Annotated in this window: 6 protein-coding genes; all 6 read right to left on the reverse strand. The window is 38.3% G+C overall.

Features of this window, described 5'->3' with window-relative positions:
* Positions 1-237 precede the first annotated feature (237 nt).
* On the reverse strand, positions 238-420 hold the full coding sequence (locus UC75_RS07240; protein ID WP_049837164.1) for a hypothetical protein: 183 nt from the start codon (positions 418-420) through the stop codon (positions 238-240).
* 245 nt (positions 421-665) lie between these two features.
* Positions 666-1,028 carry a hypothetical protein gene (locus tag UC75_RS07245; RefSeq protein ID WP_049837165.1) on the reverse strand — a complete coding sequence of 121 codons (363 nt, stop codon included), beginning with the start codon at positions 1,026-1,028 and terminating at the stop codon, positions 666-668.
* Entirely contained in the window at positions 1,025-1,573 is a 549-nt protein-coding gene (locus UC75_RS07250; protein ID WP_049837166.1) for a glycoside hydrolase family protein, read from the reverse strand. Before UC75_RS07250 ends, UC75_RS07245 begins: the two co-directional genes overlap by 4 nt.
* Positions 1,557-1,808, reverse strand: coding sequence for a holin (locus UC75_RS07255; protein WP_049837167.1), 252 nt, complete (start codon positions 1,806-1,808; stop codon positions 1,557-1,559). Before UC75_RS07255 ends, UC75_RS07250 begins: the two co-directional genes overlap by 17 nt.
* A gap of 48 nt (positions 1,809-1,856) precedes the next feature.
* Positions 1,857-4,553 (reverse strand): hypothetical protein, encoded by a 2,697-nt coding sequence (locus UC75_RS20595; RefSeq protein ID WP_049837168.1) that lies wholly within the window; start codon positions 4,551-4,553, stop codon positions 1,857-1,859.
* Positions 4,554-4,609: 56 nt separating this feature from the next.
* The coding region (locus UC75_RS20600; RefSeq protein WP_265597220.1) for a host specificity factor TipJ family phage tail protein at positions 4,610-6,102 on the reverse strand (1,493 nt) is incomplete at its 5' end.

The raw sequence follows: 6,102 nt of genomic DNA on the forward strand, positions 1-6,102 counted from the left end.
ATTATTAGTCCAACTACTGAATTAATAATTGTTGGATTTAAAGTTAAGTATGAAATATTCGAACCTAGTAAAAGTAATATATTAATTGATTTCGCAACAAAACTGCTTGGTGTTGTTGAATACTTAGATAAAGGTTCAAAGTCATTAGTTTTTGATGATCACATAAAAAAAAGATAGTTATTAAAATAAAAAAAGTCATTCAAGAGAAATTGAATGACTTTTTTTATGACAATTTAGTTATTGAGGGACCTCAGCAAATTCATTTACGTGCCCAAGAGAATACTGATTTAATGGGTACTTACTTTCATCTTGCCCACTAGCAATGCTTAAAATAACCCAACCTTCACTAAGGCATTTATTAACCTGTTGAGTATTATAAATAGTAATTACTTTTTTGATTTTAGTATAATCAACGCTCACGATAACTCTCCATTATTTTTTCAAGCTTCAATATATAAAACATAATTAATAATTTATCAAACTGTTAAGACAAAATAATCTTATTTTATAAGGATTTTGTTAGCCCTCAATTGATGGCTTTTATAACTCCACCATGACGGGCTTTACAATCATTATATTTAGCAACCGTATCGACCGACCATAACATCCAGTCTTTACCCGTTGTGCCCGTTAATTCATTCAAATTTGGGCATGGCTGCATTAAGTTAGCTGGTATTACCGGCTTTGATAAGATCGTTGATTTGCTGCACGCCATCAGCGTCAACACAAGCAGACTTATAAACAGGACGTTCAACGATCTTTTGCACTTCACGCTCAACATACTCGACTTTTGTACGTTGTTCTGACTTATATTGCTCATAGTCTGCGCTCACTTTATTAATTTGGTTTTGTGCTTCAGCAAGTGCTTTCACTTGCTTTCGCTCAATGTCTTGTATCTGTGACAGGCATTGCTGATCTGCTTGCTTAAGCATCTTTACATAGTGATTTGTGATAGCCGTCTGAATGAACACCAGCAAAAGTAAAATGGCGATAGCCGTCCAGCGTTTATTTAATAAAATCCAAGTCATGAATTAGCCCCTACGCAATTTTGATATCGATCAATTTGACGTATCCAAACCCCATAACAACCATTAGAACGGATTGAACAATCACGCTTTGCAACGTATTTCCATTTCAATAAAGATTCACATGCGGCTTTATATTTTTTAACTTTTAGATTTTTCAGCATGGATGAGCCAGACCAGGCACCAATTCCATATTGATAAGTAAAATCTAGATAAAGGTCATATTCAGCTTGTGAAATTGGAATGTTCAGCAATGTCTTATTGAATGCTTGAGCATCTTTATTCATTGTGAATTTCAAATACTCAAAAGCCTGCTTTCTAGTAATGGCCGGGTCATTCATCTTTACAGCACGGCCATTTGGATAAAATGTTGTACCATTACCAATCGTTGGACGGTCACCTTTAACCGGAATAGTCGGCTTTGGTGTATAACCCTCTTTTTCTGCCGTCGCTTGTACTTGTTGATCACTAGGCCCAAAAATAAAAAAACCGCCCATCGAGGCGGCTAAAGTTGAACCAATTACAAATAATTTAGTCTTGTTTGTCATGACTATCTTCACCCATTAATTTTTTATGTAACTCTTCATCGCGCTTATTTTTCTGTCTGGCGTAATACCAGTTCATTAAAAATCCACCTAAACCAATGAAGATACTGACCCAAAAAGCTAAATCGATTGACCCGACAAACGCCGATGCTGCACCTGCCACACTACCCCCGTAAGTTGCCCCTTTACTGGCCGCTAAAGCTGTTGATGTATCTATAAGTTGTTGGTTATCTGCCATGACCTATTTCTCCAGAAATTGGCAATAAAAAACCCTGCATTTGCAGGGCTAGTTTTCAGGTACTTTTTCTGTGTTAGAAATATTAATAAGACCACCACTATCAGTTAGCTTAAGTGGTGCATTTCCACGGAATGACGCATCCTCTAAATTCAAGACACCTCCAGAACTATTAAAATGTGCGTAAATTGGATCAAAGGACTTAAAATTCCGCGCATTAACAACGTTTTTATTAACCTCCACACCAGCAACGTTAATACTTATACGGCATCTTTTAGCTACACAATTTATCAACTCCATATTTGTTGTTATGCCTCCGTCAGTTGAAGTACCAACGCAAGAAAACCCTGCACCATCATCAATGGGCCAAAGTCCAACCCCTTGGCCAGCATCTCTAACTTCAAGATCATGATGGACAGAGTGACCACCTACGGCTGTTGCAAGTGCACGGTCACCTGGATGTTCAATCAAACCGCCATAGTCGACACCGCGCCAATACTCGTGCAAAGATTGCCCGTCGTCACCCGTATCATGCTCGTAATTATTAAAGCCCATATAAAGACAGCTTTGACCTGAAGGATTAGGTCGGCCTTGTGCTGTATGTACATGCGCCCCTGTACCATCGACCCAATTTCCACCACTTTCACAGCACTCACGAGATACACTCATCGTATTACTGTGTTCGACTCCATTAACTCGATTACCCCAAGTTTTACAGCGTATCATTTCAACACTTGAAAAATCCCAAGTTCTGAAGCCATTTAGCCAGTAGAACGATTCAATGCCTACAAGTTTGATTTTCTGATCTTTTGTAGTCGCTGAAGTGTAAAAAGGGCTTAAAGTTTTTTCAGGAATACGTATATCCGCATTATTAGGATTGCCAAACCCCGCACAACTTAGATAAAGAACACCTTCGAACCAATACCATGAAGGCCGCGTTTTACTTTCAATCTCGGCAACACTGTCAACTTTCCAAATACGTGTATAGTCTGCAATTCGATACTTTTTACCTTCATGAAGACTGTGACGATCATTATCGGGAATAAGTGTTGTTTCATCAGGTACACCATGATGTATTAACCAAAAACCACTCCGGTCTGAATCTAATAGTGGACTAACTGCTAAATTTGTTTGCCAAACTTTTGAGAAACCCGCTGTCTGAGTAAAGCCAGTGACTTGAGTTCCCCCAATTAAGCGCACTCGCGCATTACGGGCTGCTACAACCTCTAAAACTCCTATTCTTGGGCCAATTTGAGGAGCTTCATTATAATCCCCACCCTCTACGACAACACGGGTATTGTAGCCGCCCATTAACATAGCTCTTTTAAGCGTCTTGACTGGGGCAGATGATGTGCCATTATTTAAATCAGATCCTTTCACTACATCAACAAAAAGCATTGTTAATGGAAATTGTGGATTAAAAGATGGCCGATTTTGAAATGTGCTATATAAAAATGCAGGTTTAAACTTAGCAATTGATGCATTGCTATCTTTCATAAGACGTAAATCAACACGTACACAATTTTGTGGAACTATATATTCAGAAGAAAGAATGTCATAAACATTAGCAACCCTCGAATCTTGATTTGACCTCGATATTTCTATGTTATTAGCATCATAGAAAATCATCGACATATGTGTTGCGTTAGTACCACTACTAAATATTTCAGCGCCAAAGCGTAATATTGCACCAGGCGAGAAAGGGCCAAGAGCTGGGAATTGATAAAGAGATTGTCTCAAGGCATTTGTTTCTTCAAATGTCATGATCAATTCATTATTTTCAATACGAGCTAAACCTAAGAAAATCTCTGCATATTGTCCACTATAGTTTGGATCTGGAAATAAATTTCTAGGAATTGCCAAAGGTCTTATGAAAAATCCTTTGGGTGCCTGACTTAAACAAAAGTCTTCAAAAACTAAATTTCTAGTACTCAATGCAATAATGCTAAAACCAATCTCCACAAATACAGCAGATGGATCTAAAGAGATGTTTTCTATTAATACGTTCTTTTCAGCAGTAACAGCTTCAGGCCCCGCTACTGTTACGAAATCTGTTTTAATAGAATTGAAAGTAGCATTTGTCTGCCAAATGGTAAATTTGACTGCCTGAGTAGCTGCACCAACATCCGCGTTTAGACTTTTCAAACGGAACGAAGCAGATATTACATTCGTATCTTTAAAGTATGCAGCACTAAATCTCCAACGCACATCTGTTGTCACGCCCGGCGCTGCTCCTGGAACCGTGATTTTCACCCCTTTTGGCGGAATACGAGTCACAGCAGAACGGCCTGCAAGATTAGTTATTCGAGAAAGATCATAACCAACAATTTCGTCAATATTAAAAAAGTTTTTATAGGTTGAAGTACGTTCCCGTAAGTCAGTATTTGCATTTGCTTGCGATAGCTCACTAGTACCAGTACTAATCCAATAATTTCCGTCAGGTGCTCCACTTGGCTTGTTCCAAAACCAAACGATTTTAGTATCGTTTGCTTTTGCATATTTCTTTAAAACAGTTGGTCTACTTGCCAATAACTCAGCTTCAGTGGCAAACCCTTCCATTAATCCCGCTTCAATGATTTGCTGAACAGACTGTTGAAAGAGTTCTTGACCTTCCCGCGCAACCATTGGAAATGACTTAAAAGGCACACCATAACGTGGGGTAATCATCCCATCAGTATTTGGCGCTTTACCAGAATCTTCAATATCCCGGTATAAATTGGCTATCTTCTCTTCGGTAATAATCGCCATAAAATTTTCTCCAAAAAAAGCCCCGCTTAATGCAGGGCTTTAATTTCATTCCAGGGTTAAATTAGGTTATTGATGATGTCTTTATCATTTTGATAATAGCGTTCATCTAAATTGGTTGCTGATACGGAATTTTCAAAAACTCCATTTCGATTTTTGATAGAGACTAGAAATAACTCTTCATCTTGCCGATCATCTACAGTGATTGAATACACGGTTTTTACTTCGCCTTCTGTTACCAATGCTTCAAGTGGTGGACGGGCCAAAATTAACTCATACTCACTTGCGCCCTGGCTAACTGGGATTTGATCAGTAAACCCGCTTTTCATTTGTAGATGAATCATATAGTCATGACCCGTTGTTAAAGTACATGGTTGACTTACTTCAATATTTAAGCCATTCCACACTAAAACCTCTCCAGAAGTCTTTGCCCCCTCTCCAAATACGATATAAGGTAAACGGGTATCATCAACAACAATAATCGGGTCCCCGCGTTCCGTGAGCTCACCCTCAGCAAAGCAATTAAACTTACAATTGACTCGCTGATACTTCAGCTTGTTCCAAGCACGCCAACCAATAATATGGGCTTGTTCTTTGTAAGCAATCCCATAGCCATCGATCTTTTTAGGATTAGTGATTTGATCATTCGGGATTTTTAAAGTTTTTTCTATCCACCCTGCTTCACTATCGACATACGTTATTTCAACACCGTCATAATTATTTTCTATCTTAAAATTATAGGTTCTAACTTCAGATAAAGCCTTCTTATTTCTGTGATTAAATAACAATATTGGTTGTCTCCCGGCTTTCTCAAAATCAAAGTAAAGCTCACGATTTAATCGACGCTCATTACATCCGGATACACCCGCAAACATTCGACAAATTTCTTCAAAAGACTGGTTAGCATTATCAAGCGTATAATTAAACTCAGCCATTTTTTCAGAACCGAAGTAATCAACCACATCGTCAAATACTCGATAGATTTCTTCAGTATTAATTTCATTTAACGAACGTCGGCCAATACGTTTATGCAAAGCTAATTCAATGCATAGATCAGCTATATTTCGTGATGGTATGCGTTCAGCAGACTTAACACCACCGCGATATGAATAAACTAAGCTCTCAGCAATACAGTTTGTTTGTCGTGTATCAACAGCAGTTGCAGCACGTGTTGCTTGAGTACGTTGGCGTATCAATACGCGGTTGTCATAGATCAGTTTTGACAAGTAACGATATGCATAGGCTGTATAAAATTTAACTTCATCAGATAAATCTACAGCATCCCCATTATCATTAGTTCGTCTTGCTCGAAAACGCACAGCTCCAGTAAACGGCAAATTAATCCACATCGACCCGCCTACACTGTCACGGTTATTTGCTTTACCACTCAAGCGGATAGTTTTATTAAAAACAGCTCCAGTTGGTGTACCAGAAACGACTTGTTGATATTCAACATAGATATCCACATATTTGGCATCTGAACCCTGATAAATTCCGTTTAAAGCTTGGAAATTTAATAAAAGTCCTGTTGCTTTAGGAGAATCAATCGTAA

Origin of the sequence: Acinetobacter sp. V2, assembly GCF_001188385.1 — a bacterium.
In the GTDB taxonomy this organism is placed as follows: domain Bacteria; phylum Pseudomonadota; class Gammaproteobacteria; order Pseudomonadales; family Moraxellaceae; genus Acinetobacter; species Acinetobacter oleivorans.

Bases quoted from the DNA above. Each gene is read 5' to 3' on its own strand.
- UC75_RS07255 (WP_049837167.1), bottom strand. From the start codon at position 1,808: ATGGCAGATAACCAACAACTTATAGATACATCAACAGCTTTAGCGGCC.
- UC75_RS07245 (WP_049837165.1), bottom strand. From the start codon at position 1,028: ATGACTTGGATTTTATTAAATAAACGCTGGACGGCTATCGCCATTTTA.
- UC75_RS07250 (WP_049837166.1), bottom strand. From the start codon at position 1,573: ATGACAAACAAGACTAAATTATTTGTAATTGGTTCAACTTTAGCCGCC.
- UC75_RS20595 (WP_049837168.1), bottom strand. From the start codon at position 4,553: ATGGCGATTATTACCGAAGAGAAGATAGCCAATTTATACCGGGATATT.